The following is a 16,463-nucleotide window of genomic DNA, read 5'->3' as shown; positions in this document are numbered from 1 at the left end:
CGGCGCAGTCCAACACTAAGGAGAATTTCCGTGAACCCCACCCAATTACACGCAGAGATCAAGGACACCAACCTTTCCTATCTGATGCTGGCTCAGAACATGATCAATCAGGACATGGCCGCCGCCCTGTTCCGACTGGGGATCAACGCGGAAATGGCCGATCTGATCGCCAGTCTGACCCCTGCCCAGTTGATTAAAATGGCCGCATCGAATATGCTGGTGTGCCGTTTGCGTTTCGATGAGAACCTGCTGCTCAACATGATCACCGACCACACCAAAGACCGGCTCATGGCCCAACCCCATGCAGCCATCCTCATGGCCGGCCAACCGGCCGAACAACTGGCGATCTGACCTCCCTTGGTTGCTCCGCGCAGCATCGTTGCCGAAGCCCAGGAGGTCCAGTGGGCCGTCGAGTTGATCGAGTTGGGGGCTCGTCTTCAGTTGTTGCAGGAAGAGACCCATCTGAGCCGCGAGCGGCTGTTGCGCCTGTATCGGGAAGTCGCCGGGCATTCTCCTTCCAAGGGCATGTTGCCCTATTCCACTGACTGGTTCATCACTTGGCAACCGAATATCCACGCCTCCCTGTTCCTCGGGATTTACCGTTACCTCGAAAAGAACATCGATCTCCCCCCTCTTGAATTGCTCATCAAGAGTTATCGGCTCTATCTCGAGCAGAATGTCATCAGCAAGGAAGAAAACATTCTCAGCGTTACCCGCGCCTGGTTTTTACTCCGCTTCTGTGCTGCCGGCATGTTGAAAACGACCCCGTGTATCCGTTGCAACGGGGAGTTCGTGGTCCATACCCACGACCTGACCTCTGATTATGTCTGCGGTATCTGCTCCCCCCCATCCCGCGCTGGAAAAACCAAGAAACTCAGCCAAAAATCCGTCTCTTCAGAACCTTACCTGTAAAGTTCAAAAAAAATTAGCCGAAAACCTCGAAAACGGGATGCGCGCACGCTCGATTCATGGTTGAATGGCGCCTTGTAAACCCTCCAAGAATTTATAACGTATCTGGAGCCTTTCCATGTTTGTCATCATCGGCTATGTCGTCGTCCTGGGCGCCGTGTTCGGGGGGTTTGCCATAGGAGGAGGGCATTTGGGCGCCCTCTTCCAACCGGTTGAACTGCTCATGATTGGAGGCGCCGCCTCCGGCGCCTTGTTCGTCGGCAATACGGGAACGGCCGTCAAAGCCACATCCAAAGCCCTCCCCTCGGTATTCAAGGGAGCAAAATACAACAAAGAAACCTACATGGAGTTGATGGCCCTGCTCTACGAGATCCTGGGGAAAATCCGCAAGGAAGGGCTGATGGCCGTGGAAGGGGATGTAGAAAACCCCGAGCAAAGCGCCCTCTTTTCCAAATATCCAAAAATTCTGGGTGACCACCATGTGATCGAATTCATCACGGATTATCTGCGCATCATGGTCAGTGGAAACCTGAACGCCATGGAGATCGAAAATCTGATGGATGTGGAAATTGAAACTCATCACCATGAGGCACTGGTACCCGCCCACGTCATCTCCAAACTCGGTGACGGACTCCCCGCTTTCGGGATCGTGGCCGCCGTGATGGGTGTGGTGCACACCATGGAATCGGTGGGCGCCCCCCCTGCCGAACTGGGCATGCTCATCGCGCACGCCCTGGTGGGAACCTTCCTGGGGATCCTGCTGGCTTATGGGTTTGTGGGACCGCTGGGTGGACTGCTGGAACAAAAGGCCGACGAATCCACCAAGATGTTTCAAACCATCAAGGTAACCTTGCTGGCCAGTCTCAACGGTTATGCGCCTGCCATGGCGGTGGAATTCGGACGCAAGGTACTCAATACACCCGAGCGCCCCGGCTTTGCCGAATTGGAAACCCACGTCAAACAGAAACGCTGATCCTGAGGAACCGGGTCGATGACCGCCGAAGACAAACGCCCCATCGTCGTCAAACGCATCAAAAAGGTTGCGGGTGGCGGGCACCACGGAGGAGCCTGGAAAATCGCCTATGCCGATTTTGTAACGGCCATGATGGCGTTCTTTCTCCTGATGTGGCTACTGGGCTCCACCACTCGGGGAGATCTGCAGGGGATCGAGGATTATTTCAAAACCCCCCTGAAGATTGCCCTTGAAGGGGGATCCGGCAGCGGAAACAGTTCCAGCGTTATCAAGGGGGGCGGGAAAGACCTGTCACGTAGCGAGGGACAAGTCAAGAGGGGAGACCTTCCTTCCAGGAAAAAAATCATCAGTCTAAAGACATCCGATACCGACTTCAAACGTAAGGAGCAGGCCGATGAATTGGCCAAACTCAAAGAATTGAAGACAAGGATCGAAGGGGTCATCGCCCATAACCCCAACCTGGAGAAATTCAAGGACCAGATCCTTCTGGACCTCACCAGCGAGGGATTGCGCATTCAGATCGTGGATCGCCAGAATCGTCCCATGTTCCGGGTGGGAAGCGCCCAACTGGAACCCTACACCCGCGATATCCTCCGTGAAATCGGTAAAAGCCTCAATGATGTCCCCAATTTCATCAGTTTGTCCGGACACACGGATGCGCGCCCCTACTCCGTGGACATGAAAGGAGCCAAAGGTGGATACAACAATTGGGACCTCTCTGCCGATCGAGCCAACGCCTCCCGGCGTGAACTGATCACGGGGGGCATGGACCCCGACAAGGTCCTGCGCGTCGTCGGACTGGCGTCGGCCGTCCTGCTGAATAAAAACGATCCCAACGATCCGACCAATCGGCGCATCAGCATCATTGTCATGAACAAACGAGCCGAGGATACGGCACGCCATGACGGCGGTGTCATTCAGGTGGAAAACGGTGTTCCACCGACACCTCCCTCTCCCGCCGCGCCTGCTCCCCCGCTGCCCGTCAGCCCGACCCGCTGATTAAAGTTTCCGGCAAAAAAGTCGCTATCCCTTATCATGAAGAACGGCCATGCTCAAAGACAGTGAACCAAGGATGATCCATGTCTGAACTACTTTCCAAAATCGATGCCCGAACCAAGTTGGCGGGAACCAACAAGTTGGAAATTCTGATGTTCACGTTGGGGATCAATCCCCGAACCGAACGCCGCGAAACTTATGGCATCAATGTCTTCAAGGTACGCGAAGTGCTGCGCACCCCACCCATCACGCGCGCTCCGGAAATGCCCGAAGCCGTGGAGGGAATGGTCAGCCTGCGCGGCATCCTGATTCCCATCATCGGACTGGCCAAGTACATCGGCATTCCGCTCGAAACCGTTCCGGACATCACGATCATCACGGAATACAACGGTCACACCCAGGGGTTTCTGGTGGAATCGGTGGATACCATCCTGCGTCTCGACTGGTCGGCCATGCGGGTCCCTCCCGAAATGGTGAATACCCCTCTGGGAGGACTGGTCACCGCCGTGACAGAACTGCCGGATGGACGACTGGTCATGATGCTGGATGTGGAACGCGTACTGGCCGAAACCGCTCAGATCGGCGAGGACGAATCCATCTACCGCAACGTGAGGCCTCTCGGCCTGAACAATCGGCGGGTGTTCTATGCCGATGATTCCTCCGTCGCCCGCAAACAGATTGCCCGTACCCTGGAAGCCATGGGCGTACAAGGCATTTCGGCGGTGAATGGTCGCCAGGCATGGGATGAGTTGCGTCATCTGGCAGAGGTTGCCGAAAGCGCCCACACCCCGCTGAAGGATACGCTTCAACTCATCCTGACCGATGTGGAAATGCCCGAGATGGATGGCTACATGCTGACCCGAAAGATCAAGGAAGACAAACGGTTCGCAGGCATCCCGGTGCTCATGCATTCCTCATTGTCCGGCAGTTCCAACCAGCAATTGGGCAAGACCGTGGGGGTGGACGAATATATCTCGAAATTTGAACCCAATCGTTTGGCGAGCACCCTGACTCGCCTGCTGAAAGGTGCGGAGGCCCCATGACTTTTCAGAATCAGCCCCAAACATTTTCCCCGGTGGGAGATGAACTGCTGGATGCCGTGAATGCGCGGACCAATCTGGCAGGATCCAACAAGATGGAGATCTTGCTGTTTTCTCTGGGGACGGAAGAAAAATTTGGCATCAATGTGTTCAAGGTGCGCGAAGTCACCCACGCCATGAAGGTCACCCGGACGCCCAACATGCCCGCTGGCGTTTCCGGCATCGTCAGCCTGCGCGGACACATCATCCCCGTTCTGGATCTGGTCAGTTTCATGAAGTTGGAAAACGCCCGTGCGCACGAGCGCACCACCATGCTGGTCACCGAATACAGCCGCCACACGCTGGGGTTTCTGGTCGCCGGCGTGGACCGAATCATCCGCGTCGACTGGAGTACCGTCCGCGCACCAGAGAACGACTTCTCCGGAAGTGGTGACAACCTCATCAATGCCATTACCGAACTTCCCACGGGAGAACTGATCTCCATCGTCGACGTGGAGCAGGTATTGGCCTCGGCTTTTGGGGAAAATGTGGTAGGGAATGTTCCGAAAATAGAAAGTGGCCATGAAAAGTGCGTCTTTTTTGCAGATGATTCTTCCGTTGCACGCAAGACAATAGCGGAATTGCTGGATAAAATGGGAGTCAAGCATTTGCGTGCCAATAACGGACGAGAGGCGTGGGAGCGGTTGTGCGGTTTGGCGGACAGCGCTTCGCATGGAAATTATCCCCTGCGCAACCAGATTCAGGTGATTCTGGTGGATGCGGAGATGCCTGAAATGGATGGGTATGTGTTGACGCAACAATTGAAAGCGGACAAACGTTTTGACGAAATTCCTGTTGTCATGCATTCATCGCTCTCGTCGCAGGCCAATCGAGCCATGGGTAACCGGGTCGGCGTAGACTATTACGTTGCGAAGTTTGACGCGGCCATGCTGTCGGAAACCTTGCGCCCCTTGCTGAGTTGAATGATGGAGAATGAGCGTGGTTGATGCCAACATGAAGTTTCTGGTGGTGGATGATTTTTCCACGATGCGGCGGATCGTCCGCAACCTTTTGAAAGAGTTGGGCTTTACCAATGTGATCGAAGCAGAAGACGGGGTGGATGCCCTCAGCAAGTTGCGCGCCGGAGACATCGAGTTTGTCGTGTCGGACTGGAACATGCCCAACATGACGGGAATCGACTTGTTGCGAGCCATCCGCAAGGACCCTTCCCTCAGACATCTGCCCGTACTCATGGTCACGGCAGAAGCCAAGAAGGAAAACATCATAGAAGCCGCTCAGGCAGGGGCCAGTGGTTATATCGTCAAACCTTTCACCGCGGCCACCATGGATGAAAAGTTAAAGAAAATCTTTCAGAACATGAAGAAGTGAGAATGCCATGAGCGTCCAAGACAACGATGATCTGGAATCCCTTTTCGACAGCATCGTCGCCGCCCAGAACGGCATGAATGGGGAAAACAAGGAAGACGAGAGCAGTTGCCCCACTTGCGACACGACCGAAAAAGTATTCAATGAAATTGGTCAGTTGACTCGAACGCTCCATGACAGTTTGCGCGAATTGGGATTGGATAAAAGCCTGGAAACCGTGGCCTCTTCCATTCCCGATGCACGCGATCGTCTCGGCTATGTGGCGGCCATGACCCAACAGGCGGCAGAACGGGTACTCAATGCCACGGATGCGGCCCAGCCCATCGTGGAGAAGATACAGTCGGATTGCCTCCGGTTGTCCAACGAATGGCAGTCCCTTTTCGAGGGCAAGGTATCGGTGGAACAGTTCAAGGCCCTGGTCACCCGCACCCATGCCCAACTGTTCGAAATCCCGAAACAAACCAAGGCGATCCAGACCTTTCTCATGGAAATCGTCATGGCTCAGGACTTTCAGGACTTGACGGGCCAGGTCATCAAAAAAACCCTGGAAGTCACTCAAAACATGGAAAAACAACTCATCGCCCTACTGGTGGAAAATGCCCCCGCCCTGTCCCGTGTGGACGAGGGACTGCTCAACGGCCCCCTGGTGGGAGCGACATCAGGACGCAGTGACGTGGTCACGAGCCAGGATCAGGTAGACGAATTGCTGGAAAGCCTGGGATTCTGACATCATGAGCGACTTTTCCGGAATGGAAGAACTGCTGCAGGATTTTCTGCAGGAATCTTCGGAACTGCTGGACGATGTGGACAGCAAACTCCTGATGCTCGAACAGGCCCCCCACGACCACGGTCTGCTCAACGATATCTTCCGGGGATTTCACACCATCAAGGGGGGCGCAGGCTTCCTCAATGCCACAGAATTGGTCACCCTGTGTCACCTGACAGAAAATCTCTTTGATCGCCTTCGTAACGATCAACTGACCCTCGATGCCAACATCATGGATGCCATTCTGTCCGCCACCAGCGAAGTTCGTCACATGTTTGGCGCACTCTCTCAAAATACCCAGCCGTCCTCGGCGCCGCCCGCCATCACCCAGGCACTGGAAGCCATTCTGGAAGGAAAACCGCTGGCAAAGGCAACGCCTGCCCCTGCATCCTCTGCTCCGGCTTCTCCACCCCCCGGCCCAGACTGGAATGCCCTGTTTGCGGCCCTGACTGGCGCTGGTACTCCCCCGGAGCCGCTCCCACCCGCCGTTCCCCCGGCTCAGGACAAACCCGCCGCGAACGCGCCTTCTCCGTCTCAAAACCTCCACCCGGCCCCGGAATCCTCCGCCGAAGCGCCTCAGGAAATCAGAAGTTACGGTCGCCGCGCCACCGATTCCCCGGCCAATGCCAGCCTAGGTGGACGTCGGGAGTCGGAAAACGTCAAGGAAAACACAATTCGGGTCGATACGGAGCGCCTGGACCAGGTGCTCAATCTGTCCGGGGAAATCGGCCTGACCAAGAACCGCCTGAATCAGTTACGCTCCGACATTCTGTTGGGAAAACAGGATGCCAACACCCTGCGCGCGCTCGATGAAGCCGTCAACCAGTTAGACATGCTGGTGGTCAGCCTGCAAAACTCGGTCATGAAAACCCGCATGCAGCCCATCGGCCGCCTGTTCAAAAAATTTCCCCGCCTGGCGCGGGACCTGGCACGACAGTTGAACAAGGAAGTGGAATTGGTTCTGGTCGGAGAAGAAACGGAAATCGACAAAACCATGATCGAAGACCTGAATGATCCTCTGGTCCACCTGATTCGTAATGCCGTGGACCATGGCGTGGAATTACCGGCAGAGCGTACCGCAGCTGGCAAACCCGTCAAAAGTCTCATCCAGTTGCAAGCGCGCCAGATTGGCGACCACATCAACATCGTCATCGCCGATGACGGCAAGGGCATGGACCCCGAAGCCATCCGGGCCAAAGCCATCGCCAAGGGGTTGATCAGCCCTGAAGTCGCCAGCAGCCTGGACGAAACGCAGTGCCTGGAACTCATATTCCTGCCCGGTTTTTCCACCAAGGAGCAGATCTCCAGCGTCTCCGGGCGGGGGGTGGGAATGGATGTGGTCAAAACCAACATAAAGAAATTGAATGGCAATGTTACCATTCGTTCGGAGGTCGGAAAAGGATCGGAACTGACCATTTCGCTGCCGCTGACCCTGGCCATTCTGCCGGTCCTCATGGTACGCATCGGCGCACAGTCCTTTGCCGTGCCGTTGTCTCTGGTCCGTGAAATCATCGCGCTTGAACATAACCAGATTCAGCATGTGGGCGGCAAGACCACCCTGGTCGTGCGGGGAGAAATTCTACCCATGGTGTCCCTGGCTCAACTTCTCCATTGGGAAGAGTCAAACCAGGCCCATACGGGGGTTCTGATGCAGGTGGAAAATCAGAGTTTCATTCTGTCGGTGGATGGGTTTGACGGCCACGATGACGTCGTCATCAAATCTCTCGATACCTTCCGCCCCAGTGGCGTGGCGGGCGTGACCATGTCCAGCGATGGAGAAATCGTGTTGATCCTCGACATCAAGGAGCTTTTTGGTCTGTCGGGAGGGGTCGTTTCCCACTGAGGCGTTCCCGTAGCGCCACGCAGGGATCTGCCCGGGCCTGCAGGGGAACCTCGAAAGTTTCATCGTAGACGCCCGCCAGTTTGGGGTCGTGCATCTGTTCGGGCTCCAGTATCGCCACACTCACGACCCGAGCGCCCGGATCCAGTTGCTGCAACCACAGAGGAACCGCCGTGTCCTTGCGCAGATGTCCGTTCCCTGCCAGCAAAATCACAGGCTTGCCCGTCTGGTGGTGCCAGGCCACCAGGCTTTCGGCCATGCTGCGGTCGCGTGCCTGCTGCGCGGCCACCATGCCGGGCAACTGGGTTTCCGGCAACAGACGACAGTGTCCTTCACGCACTTCGTCCGTCAAAATTTCCTGCTGCCGCGCACTCCAGTGCAACGGTTCGGGCGGCATGGGTTCCTTACCGGTCATGAGTTTCATCAGGGTCTGACGATCCAGATTGGTCGCCCCCAGAGGCCAGCGTTGATTCACCGCCAGCGCCAGGACAGGGGCATAAAAATCCCAGTGCCAGCCCTTGAAGTCAAACCCTCCGGCTTCTGCCACGGCATGCAGTGCCGGATCACTCTGGGCCACGGGCCCCCGGACTTTATCCTCGGCTTCGGTGAGGGGGGTTTGGCGCGCACGATTCAACTGTTCCATGGCCAGGACGTAATCCCTGCGCTTGACCAGGGATTCCAGCCAATGCTGGCGCAGTGCATGCCCGGCCTGGTTGTCATGCACCTCGCCCAGCAACAGGTAATCCGCCGCCCCGGCGGAATCCGGCAGATCGAGGGACTGTGCCGCAGGCAACGTCCCCTCACAATGAAAACCAGTGGGAGTCCGGTCCAGTGCCAACAGACAAGTGCGGCGGATCTGACCCTGTGCATCCTTTTCCGTCAGGCGCCATTGCCCCCCTTCCATCCGTTCCATGAGCAGATAGCCATAATGCTGGTCGTTGTAAGACTGGGCCACCCGTACGCCGGGGGCCACTTCGTTGTGACCGGGGACCCAAACCGGGAAGCCTGGTTCCAGCATGGACCCACCAAAACCGGCGATCAAACCAAGCGCCGAAGTTCCCTCGAATCGGGACAACTCAAAGGTATGGATATGCCCCTGAACCACCAACTGAACGCCGGGAGGAGTCCAGTCGGGATAATGATGTTCGGCCAGGGCCGCGCTGAGTTGATAATTGGCGGGTTCATACCCCACCAGAGGCAGGTAACCGTACCCCAGGATCGGATGATGAAGCGTGAGCCAGTTCTGGGTTGAGCGAGCCGTCAATCGGGCAACCTGCGCAAATTGACGGAAATAGGTCTCCACCGTGGCACTGCCCGGACGCGGTTTCTTTTCCGAAACGGCCGTGGAATCCATCACGACCCACTGCAATCCGTCCCCCAGCAACACGCCATAGGGAGGGTCCGGCGCTTCCCGGGTTCCGCCCGACACGGAACAGGAATGAGCGGGATCATAGGGAAAAGGATCGAGATAACGAAACCATCCCTGTCCTGCCCGGGCACAGGACTCATGATTGCCCCGCACCATCACCCAGGGGGCTGCTTCCAGCAAAGGAGCCATGGGTTCGAAAAAATCGGCCTGCCACACGTCTCCCCCGTAACCATGAGGCGTCCCGACACAGCCGCTGGCCAGGCAGGGGCTTTCGCGATACGCATAGTCGCCCACGTGCAATACCAGATCAGGATGTTCTGCCGCCGCACTGTGTGCCACCTGAGCCAGCGGCCACTGAAGCGGATCGTTGCAGGACTGGTAGAAACCGGGCCATTTGATCCGACATCCCGTATCCCCCAGTACCACGATCCTGCGCGGCGGATGAGTCAACGCAGGCAAAACCCGCCCCTGCCACTGCACCGAGGCCGCTGCCGGTATGTGGGCAGCCTCGCAAACACGCTCCGGAAATACCGATCCCGGATGATCGTCACGGGGTTCCAGGCGGGGCCCGACCCTCAAATCCATGGGGCGGGGCTGCCCATCCACCACGAGTGTCGGGCAGGTGGCAGCGGTGGTCAGGAGCCGGATGGTACTCTGCCCCTCCGGCCCCAACGCACGGAAAATCCGGTCGGCCGGTCCCTGCCCTTCTTCCGCTGCCTGCCCCGGCAACCAGCACGCCAGAAGAAATGTCCCCGCCCAGAAATGCACCCACCACCGCTTTCCAGCCCCATCCCAACTCATGCACCGCCTCCCAGAAACAGTTGGTACGCAGAATTCCGGGTTTCATCCACCCATGGGTAACCCAGGATGTTCAGGAAATTCCGGAAATCCTCCTGATCCGACGGAGGAACCTGCAATCCCACCAACACCCTCCCGTAGTCGGCTCCGTGGTTGCGGTAGTGAAAGAGACTGATGTTCCAGTGCGCGCTCAGGCGTTCAAGAAAACAGGCCAGGGCGCCAGGACGCTCGGGAAACTCGAAGCGGTACAGGATTTCATGCTCGGCCTGCGGGGCATGCCCGCCTACCAAATGACGAACATGAAGTTTGGCCATTTCGTTGTGAGTCAGGTCAAGCGTACGAATGCCCTGCCCTTGCAGACGATTCAATAATTCCGGCAACTCATCGGGCTGGGTCAAAGAGACCCCCACAAAAACGTGGGCCTGCTGGTGATCTGCATAGCGATAATTGAATTCCGTCACCGCTCTCGATCCCAACAGCGCACAGAACTGGCGAAAACTACCGGGACGTTCGGGGATGGTCGCGGCAAACAGGCCTTCGCGCTGTTCCCCCAGTTCGGCCCGTTCCGCCACGAAACGCAGCCGGTCAAAATTGAGGTTGGCGCCGCTGGCAATGGCGATAACGGATTTGCCCCGCCATCCCGCGCGCTGCGCGACCTGCTTGAGTCCGGCCACCGCCAGAGCCCCCGCCGGCTCGAGCACGGCGCGGGTATCGTCGAAGACATCCTTGACCGCGGCACAGAGCGCATCCGTGTCCACCGTCACCACTTCATCCACGTACTTCTGGCATAAACGAAAAGTTTCCTGTCCTACCTGACGAACCGCCACCCCGTCGGCAAACAGTCCCACCTGATCCAGCACGACCCGTCGCCCTGCCGCCAGGGACTGACGCATGGCATCGGAATCCTGAGGTTGTACTCCGATGATGCGAATCTCGGGGCGCAGTTGCTTGACCAGGGCGGCCACGCCCGCAATCAACCCTCCGCCGCCGATGGGCACAAAAATCGCCTCCAGTGGCGCAGCGTGCTGACGCAGGATTTCCTGTCCGATGGTCCCTTGTCCGGCGATGACCTCGGGGTCATCATAGGGATGCACAAACGTCAGCCCTTCCTTTTCCACCAGGGTCAGGGCATGTTCGTAGGCCTCCGAGTAAGACACCCCTTCCAGCACCACTTCACCGCCCAGGGCCAGCACTGCTTCGACCTTGATCCGCGGTGCGGTGACGGGCATGACGATGAGCGCGCGCACGCCCATGCGCTGCGCAGCCAGAGCCACACCCTGGGCATGATTTCCTGCACTGGCCGCAATCACCCCGCGCGCCAGTGTCTCTGGCGAAAGACTGGCCATCTTGTTGTAGGCCCCGCGCAATTTGAAGGAGAACACGGGCTGCAGGTCTTCGCGCTTGAGCCAGAGTTCGTTGTCCAGTCGGGCAGAGAGACGCGGCAAACGCTGCAAAGGGCTCTCCATGGCCACGTCATACACGCGACCGGCGCGCAGGATGCGTTCCAGATAACGATCCGTCATGAAATTTTCCTCACTCAATACCCGAAGATTAACAAACTTTATGCCCCTCCCCCACTCCAATCGCCAATAAAATGGAGAAACACGGGTTGAGTCTGTCACAAGTTGCAGTTATGCTGGAAGTTTTCAGGGAGAATTCATGAATCAGGACGAACTCAAGAAAGCGGCTGCCCAAGCCGCCTTAGACTACCTTCCCGACGATGCCGTCATCGGCGTTGGCACCGGTTCCACCGTCAATTTCTTCATCGAGGCCCTGGCCGCACGCAGGCATCGCATCGCGGGAGCCGTCTCCAGCTCCGAGGCATCCACAGCGCGCCTCCGGGCTGCCGGCATCCAGGTTTTCGACCTGAACGGCGTCGACGATCTTCCCGTCTATGTGGACGGAGCGGACGAAATCACGGCAAGTCTGGCCATGATCAAGGGTGGGGGAGGAGCCCTCACACGCGAAAAAATCGTGGCCGCCGTCGCCAGAAAATTCGTCTGCATTGCGGATGAGAAAAAGCAGGTGTCACTCCTCGGCAAATTTCCTCTGCCCCTCGAGGTGATTCCCATGGCACGCAGTTACGTGGCGCGCGAAGTGGTTCGTCTGGGCGGACAGCCGATCCTGCGCGAGGGATTTACCACCGACAATGGCAATATCATCCTGGACATCCACAATCTGCAGATCCTCGATCCCGTGGAGATGGAAACACGCCTGTCTGCCCTCACCGGCGTCGTGATGTGCGGCCTCTTTGCACGCCGCCCCGCGGACGTACTGATTCTGGCCACATCCTCGGGAATCCGGGTCTCGACACGTTAATTTCAGGGAGGTTTACCTTGCCTCAAGAACATATTGCCAAGCAGTTTGATGTAGAACTCGAGAATGTCCGCGCCAAAGTCCTGCGCATGGGCGGCCTGATTGAAGAACAGATTGAATCGGCAGTCAGTGCGCTACAGGATGGCAATGTCTCCCAGGCCCGCCAGGTCATTGAAACTGACCGTCGGATCAACGGACTGGAGGTGAGCATCGATGAGGACTGTACCCACATCATCGCCCGGCGGCAGCCTGCAGCGGGCGATCTGCGCCTGATTCTGGCCATCATCAAGACCATCACCGATCTGGAGCGAATCGGTGACGAGGCAAAGAAAATGGCCCGCATGGCCATCCTGCTCCATGACAGCGACCGTCTGCTCCAACCCCATCTTCCCGTGGATCTTCGTCATGCAGCCCATTTGGCCGTGCAGATGCTGGGACATTCCCTCGATGCCTTTGCCCGTCTGGATGCCACCACCGCTGCCCAGGTATTACGCGATGACCGCGACGTGGATGAGTCCTTTCGGGGCATCCTGCGTCAACTCATCACTTTCATGATGGAGGATCCGCGGACCATTTCCAATGCCATCGACATCCTGTTTGCAGCCAAAGCCGTGGAGCGCATTGGGGACCATGCCAAAAACATGGCGGAATACGTGATCTATCTGGTCAAAGGAAAGGACGTGCGTCACACCTCCATGGAGGAGGTGGAACGTACCGTCATCAGCGATTCCTGACCCTCATGAACGAGGGGGCACATAGCCGGAGGCCTGCTCTGCCCCTTCCCCGAAGAAATGAGCTTCCATTTGTTGGGCCAGGTACTTGCGGGCTTCCGGATCGGCCAGGTTGAGACGGTTTTCATTGATCAGCATGGTCTGATGACCCAACCACTGTTGCCACGCTTCTTCCGAGACCTCATTGTAGATCCGAGCCCCCAAGGGTCCTGGATAGGGGGGAAGATCCAGTCCCTTGGCTTCTTTTTTCAATTTGATGCACTGCACGGTTCGGCTCATGGTTCACCTTCGAAATCGACTGAAAAGGTGCATGATACCGGAAACCCGTTCATCCCAGAGGCTTGACGAATACTTTGGAACGGCGCCGGTAGTTGTACATCTGCTGCCGCTGAGGCGGCAGGGCATGCACGCCGGTTTCCACGAAGCCCCGTTCCGCAAACCATTGTCCGGCCCGTGCACTCAGCAGAAAGAGGTGCTTTACGCCCAGAGCGCGAGCCCGTTCTGCCACATAACCCAGCAAAACGTCGCCCCGTCCCTGGCTACGAAACTCGGGCATCACGGCCAGACAGGCCAGTTCTGCACATTCTTCCTCGGGATAAGGGTACAGCGCCACACAACCGATCACCCGCCCATCGTGCAACAATACCGTGAAACGGTCGATTTCGGTTTCCAGCAAGACGCGATCGCGCTTGACCAAAGCGCCTTCGGCCTCCAGCGGTTCAATCACACTCAACAACCCCGGCACGTCTTCCAGCGTCGCAGGGCGCAACACATCCTCGATGTCCGGAGTGACCAGGGTCCCGATCCCTTGCAGGGTGAAGAGTTCCAGCAACAGTGCGCCGTCACGGTGACGATCGAGCAGGTGGACGCGCGCCACGCCCTGACGACAGGCCCGCACCGCGCAGGGCAGGTAATACCCCACGTCCTCACCCTGCATGCCGGGATGCTGAAGAATTTCTTCGGCTTGTTGGGCTGACAGCGTCCCGATCAATTCGCCAGCGCCGTTGACCACGCCGGCGGCATCCGTCAAAAAAATCAGTTTGGCGGCTTTCAGGGCCACAGCGGCGGCAGTGGCCACTTCTTCCACGGTCAGGTTATATATCTCGCCCGTTGGGGAGTAGCCCAGAGGAGGCAGCAACACAAACTCCTCGTCCTCCAGACGACGCCGAATCCCCAGCGCGTCGATCTTGCGTACGCGACCGGTATACTGAAAATCCACACCCTCCACCACACCCACCGGACGGGCCGTGACAAAATTGCCGGTGGCCACGCGCAGGGCAGCACCTGCCATGGGCGATTCGGCTACCCCCACTGAAAGCAGGGCACTGATTTCGACCCCCAGCGTCCCGGAAGCCTCGATCAGACATTCCAGCGCCACGGCATCGGTGACCCGGATCCCGTCCACGTAATGGGGTACATGACCGCGCTGCGAAAGTCGTCCTTCCGTCTGCGGACGGGCGCCATACACCAACACCAGGCGCACGCCCAAACTGTGAAGGAGATTGAGGTCATGAGTGAGCGCCACGAATTTACCATCGCTGACCACCTCTCCCCCAAAGGCCACCACGAAAGTGTGGCCCCGAAACCCGTGGATGTAGGGAGCAGCAGCCCGAAACCAGGCCACGAAGTCCTGACTGTTCTTCATCGATAACCCCCAAGTTGCCCAAGCGTGATTCTATCAACGCACTTCCCGGCCGGGAAGGCACCCCCAACGCATCGATGGGTCCGTACCTGCTTTTTTGTCAGATCACAAGGTCCAGTCCTCGTGACGGGACTGAAGGGTCGCCAGTACGGCCAATGCAGCAGTTTCCGTACGAAGGATGCGGGGACCGATGCGCCCATCCACAAATCCGGCCCGATGGGCCTGGTCTATCTCGGCCGTACTCAATCCACCCTCGGGCCCCACCAGCAGAACCACGGTTCCGTCCGGCAAGACGAGATCCGCCCGCCCGTGGCGCCCCTCCGGGTTCAGCAGGAGACGAAGCCCCGGTTCGGGAAGTTGGTCCCAACAGTCCTGCAGCGCCCCCAGAACACGTAGCTCCGGTACCCGATTGCGCCCACACTGGGCACATGCCGAAAGGACGACCTTGCGCCAATGTTCGAGGCGCCGTGCCTCGCGCTCTCCCTTCAGGCGAATCACGCTGCGCTCCATCGGGACCGCCCACAGGGCAGTGACCCCCAATTCCACGGCTTTCTGGAAGATCCAGTCCATCTTTTCGGTGGCACAGAGTCCCTGAATCAATACCGTCCGGAGGGGCGACTCACGTTCCACGGGATCAAAAGAGCCCGCCGCCACCGCCACGCGGAGACCATCGACAGTCAGGATCCGGGTCCGGAATTCCCCCCCCTGGCCGTCGAACAGCACCAGTTCCTCTCCCGACCCCATTCGGAGCACCCGCACCGCATGGTGTGCCGCCTCGAGCGGCAACTCGCCTCCCTGCACCAGAAGGTTGCGGTCAGGACAATAGAAACGCGGGAGGCTCATCCTACAGGTCCTCTTGGACTGAGATAAAAACACGGTCATGCTATCATGCGCCCATGCGCTCTGCCCTCATCCAGGTCATTCAACAAGTCGCCCAGGAACAGATTCTGCCTCGCTACCAAAAGGTCCGTCATGACCGGAAAGCGGATGGAAGCCTCTTCACCGAGGCCGATCTGGCCACCCAGGAGGCTTTGGCCGGAATATTGCCCACCCTGGTGGATTGTCCCTTGCTGGGCGAGGAAATGAGCAGTGCAGCGCAGCAGAAGTTATGGCAGGAACACGATACCCTGTGGTGCGTGGACCCCATCGATGGCACCTCCAACTTCGTCCAGGGCATTCCCTATTTCGCCGTATCCGTCGCCTTGCTTCGCCGGGGGAAACCCGTACTCGGCGCGGTATACGATCCCCTGGCGCGGGAAATGTTCGTGGCGGAAGCAGGGCAGGGGGCGTGGATGAACGATCTTCCCCTGAGCGCCCCACGCACCCCCGCCACACTCGCTCAATCCATGGCGGCAGTGGACCTGAAACGACTGCCGCCACGCCTGTCCAGGGCACTGGCCTGTCACCCGCCCTATGCCTCTCAGCGCAACTTTGGCGCATGCACCCTGGAATGGTGCCATGTGGCTGCAGGGCGCTTTGGAGTCTCCCTGCACGGAGGACAAAAGTTATGGGACTATGCGGCGGGGGCCCTGATTCTGGAAGAAGCAGGCGGCGTCTATGCCTCCCTGGAAGGCACGCCGTTCTGGTCCGGCGACCCTTGGACACGCTCGGTCGTGGCCGCCTGCCACCCCGTTCTCTTCACCCAGTGGCAAGACTGGTTGCACCGTTTCTTCACAGCGCCGGAAACCCCTCGGACGACGTAGCCGGAACCCGCGAAG

At 58.2% G+C, this 16,463-nt stretch carries 17 protein-coding genes; 12 read left to right on the top strand and 5 right to left on the bottom strand.

Annotated elements, in window-relative coordinates; genetic code table 11:
- Nucleotides 1-30 precede the first annotated feature (30 nt).
- The 9 genes from flhD (at nucleotide 31) to M6F29_RS02955 (ending at nucleotide 7,892) form a co-directional block, all read left to right on the top strand.
- The gene (gene flhD, locus M6F29_RS02995) at nucleotides 31-351 is read left to right on the top strand and encodes a flagellar transcriptional regulator FlhD (RefSeq protein ID WP_297496961.1); all 321 of its coding nucleotides are present in this window, start codon (nucleotides 31-33) and stop codon (nucleotides 349-351) included.
- A gap of 6 nt (nucleotides 352-357) precedes the next feature.
- Nucleotides 358-912 carry a flagellar transcriptional regulator FlhC gene (gene flhC / locus M6F29_RS02990; protein ID WP_298157360.1) on the top strand — a complete coding sequence of 185 codons (555 nt, stop codon included), beginning with the start codon at nucleotides 358-360 and terminating at the stop codon, nucleotides 910-912.
- Nucleotides 913-1,027: 115 nt separating this feature from the next.
- Nucleotides 1,028-1,882, top strand: coding sequence for a flagellar motor stator protein MotA (motA, locus tag M6F29_RS02985; protein WP_297477898.1), 855 nt, complete (start codon nucleotides 1,028-1,030; stop codon nucleotides 1,880-1,882).
- Between the two features lie 18 nt (nucleotides 1,883-1,900).
- Nucleotides 1,901-2,881, top strand: a complete 981-nt coding sequence (motB, locus tag M6F29_RS02980; protein WP_298157357.1) for a flagellar motor protein MotB — start codon at nucleotides 1,901-1,903, stop codon at nucleotides 2,879-2,881.
- 80 nt (nucleotides 2,882-2,961) lie between these two features.
- Complete coding sequence (locus M6F29_RS02975) at nucleotides 2,962-3,921, top strand: chemotaxis protein (RefSeq protein ID WP_297477903.1); 960 nt, start codon at nucleotides 2,962-2,964, stop codon at nucleotides 3,919-3,921.
- Entirely contained in the window at nucleotides 3,918-4,880 is a 963-nt protein-coding gene (locus tag M6F29_RS02970; protein ID WP_297496949.1) for a chemotaxis protein, read from the top strand. The genes M6F29_RS02975 and M6F29_RS02970 overlap by 4 nt, the downstream gene beginning before the upstream one ends.
- A 10-nt stretch (nucleotides 4,881-4,890) precedes the next feature.
- Nucleotides 4,891-5,286 carry a chemotaxis response regulator CheY gene (cheY, locus tag M6F29_RS02965; protein WP_297456308.1) on the top strand — a complete coding sequence of 132 codons (396 nt, stop codon included), beginning with the start codon at nucleotides 4,891-4,893 and terminating at the stop codon, nucleotides 5,284-5,286.
- A 7-nt stretch (nucleotides 5,287-5,293) separates the two neighbouring features.
- Nucleotides 5,294-6,010, top strand: a complete 717-nt coding sequence (gene cheZ / locus M6F29_RS02960) for a protein phosphatase CheZ (RefSeq protein ID WP_297496945.1) — start codon at nucleotides 5,294-5,296, stop codon at nucleotides 6,008-6,010.
- Between the two features lie 4 nt (nucleotides 6,011-6,014).
- On the top strand, nucleotides 6,015-7,892 hold the full coding sequence (locus M6F29_RS02955; RefSeq protein ID WP_298157353.1) for a chemotaxis protein CheA: 1,878 nt from the start codon (nucleotides 6,015-6,017) through the stop codon (nucleotides 7,890-7,892).
- On the opposite strand, the gene M6F29_RS02950 is transcribed toward M6F29_RS02955, so the two are convergent.
- Nucleotides 7,849-10,059, bottom strand: coding sequence for a ChaN family lipoprotein (locus tag M6F29_RS02950; protein ID WP_298157350.1), 2,211 nt, complete (start codon nucleotides 10,057-10,059; stop codon nucleotides 7,849-7,851). The genes M6F29_RS02955 and M6F29_RS02950 overlap by 44 nt on opposite strands.
- Nucleotides 10,056-11,597: a threonine ammonia-lyase, biosynthetic gene (ilvA, locus tag M6F29_RS02945; RefSeq protein WP_298157348.1), complete on the bottom strand. Its 1,542-nt coding sequence runs from the start codon at nucleotides 11,595-11,597 to the stop codon at nucleotides 10,056-10,058. The genes M6F29_RS02950 and ilvA overlap by 4 nt, the downstream gene beginning before the upstream one ends.
- Nucleotides 11,598-11,715: 118 nt before the next feature.
- Between ilvA and rpiA the strand changes: the two genes are divergently transcribed.
- Both rpiA and phoU read left to right on the top strand, forming a co-directional pair.
- Nucleotides 11,716-12,375 carry a ribose-5-phosphate isomerase RpiA gene (gene rpiA / locus M6F29_RS02940; RefSeq protein ID WP_298157346.1) on the top strand — a complete coding sequence of 220 codons (660 nt, stop codon included), beginning with the start codon at nucleotides 11,716-11,718 and terminating at the stop codon, nucleotides 12,373-12,375.
- Between the two features lie 17 nt (nucleotides 12,376-12,392).
- Complete coding sequence (gene phoU, locus M6F29_RS02935) at nucleotides 12,393-13,106, top strand: phosphate signaling complex protein PhoU (protein ID WP_297454301.1); 714 nt, start codon at nucleotides 12,393-12,395, stop codon at nucleotides 13,104-13,106.
- A 3-nt stretch (nucleotides 13,107-13,109) separates the two neighbouring features.
- Here the strand turns inward: phoU and M6F29_RS02930 are convergent, their stop codons facing one another.
- The 3 genes from M6F29_RS02930 to M6F29_RS02920 all read right to left on the bottom strand — a co-directional run bounded on the left by M6F29_RS02930 (nucleotide 13,110) and on the right by M6F29_RS02920 (nucleotide 15,588).
- Nucleotides 13,110-13,382, bottom strand: coding sequence for an oxidative damage protection protein (locus M6F29_RS02930; RefSeq protein WP_297454299.1), 273 nt, complete (start codon nucleotides 13,380-13,382; stop codon nucleotides 13,110-13,112).
- 49 nt (nucleotides 13,383-13,431) lie between these two features.
- On the bottom strand, nucleotides 13,432-14,748 hold the full coding sequence (gene argA, locus M6F29_RS02925) for an amino-acid N-acetyltransferase (protein WP_298157342.1): 1,317 nt from the start codon (nucleotides 14,746-14,748) through the stop codon (nucleotides 13,432-13,434).
- Nucleotides 14,749-14,850: 102 nt separating this feature from the next.
- Nucleotides 14,851-15,588, bottom strand: coding sequence for a 16S rRNA (uracil(1498)-N(3))-methyltransferase (locus tag M6F29_RS02920; protein WP_298157340.1), 738 nt, complete (start codon nucleotides 15,586-15,588; stop codon nucleotides 14,851-14,853).
- Between the two features lie 53 nt (nucleotides 15,589-15,641).
- On the opposite strand from M6F29_RS02920, the gene M6F29_RS02915 reads away from it, so the two are divergent.
- Complete coding sequence (locus M6F29_RS02915; RefSeq protein ID WP_298157338.1) at nucleotides 15,642-16,448, top strand: inositol monophosphatase family protein; 807 nt, start codon at nucleotides 15,642-15,644, stop codon at nucleotides 16,446-16,448.
- Nucleotides 16,449-16,463: the final 15 nt, after the last annotated feature.

This window comes from Ferrovum sp. (genome assembly GCF_027317285.1).
GTDB lineage: Bacteria > Pseudomonadota > Gammaproteobacteria > Burkholderiales > Ferrovaceae > Ferrovum.
This window is presented reverse-complemented; position numbering and strand designations above follow the sequence as displayed.